The sequence below is a fragment of the Acidovorax sp. GW460-11-11-14-LB4 genome (assembly GCF_059423685.1).
Map to the genome: position 1 here is coordinate 1 of NZ_JBWKYJ010000150.1, position 837 is coordinate 837.

Genomic DNA, 837 nt, shown 5'->3' on the forward strand with positions numbered 1-837 from the left:
GGCAAGGGGGTGGCGGGCAGAGGGGGCAGCTGCGGTACCAGCTGGTATCGCGCCTGCGCGCCCCACACGCCCAGGCGTCGGTTCAGGTCTTCGCGGGCGGTGGCGGCCGCCAGCCGGGCGCGGGCGCGCTGGCTGTTGGCCTCGTGCAGCACGGCTTGCTCGCGGGCCTGCTGCAGGCGGCTCCAGTTGCCTACCTGCGCCATGCGGCGTGCCAGCTCGGCCCCCACTTCGGCGGCTTCGACCATGCGGTCGTGCGTGGCAGCCACCTGCTCGGCCGCCACGGCGCGCAGCCAGGCACGGCGGGTGTCTGCGGCCAGTTGCACCACGTCCTGCGCGGCTTGCAGTGTGGCTATCTGCAGGCGCTCTGCCTCGCGCTGGGTGCGCCAGGGCAGAGTGATCAGATCCATCAGGCCAAAGGCCAGGGTGCGTTCGATCTCACGCTCCTGGCTGTTGGTGAAGCGCCCCAGGGTCAGGTGCGGGTTGGGCAGCGAGATGGCCTGCACCCGCTCGGCATCGGCCACGCCCAGTGCGGCCAGGCGGGCTTGCAGGCCGGGGTTGTTGAGCAGGGCAATGCGCACGGCGGCGTCTTGTGTCAGGGGCTGGGCAAGCCAGCCGTCAATGGACTGCTGGGCCTTTGCGCGGGCGCTCGGGTCCATGGCAGGCAAGGCCGCCTGCGCCACACCGGCGGTACGGCCCGCGGTGAGAGCTGCGACATCACTGCGCAGGCCGTCGGGCGACACGCTGGCGCAGCCCGCCAGCAGGGTGGCGGCAGCCAGCACGGAAAGGCGGTGGGTGCTGATCATGGCTTGCCCTTCTGTTCGGGGTGGTGGGCGGGGT

General features: G+C 72.2%; 1 protein-coding gene. It reads right to left on the reverse strand.

Annotation, left to right across the window (positions count from 1 at the left end; translation table 11 throughout):
* Positions 1-803, reverse strand: an 803-nt coding sequence (locus AC07X4_RS23970) for a TolC family protein (RefSeq protein WP_494741546.1), incomplete at its 3' end; no start/stop codon positions are given.
* Positions 804-837: the final 34 nt, after the last annotated feature.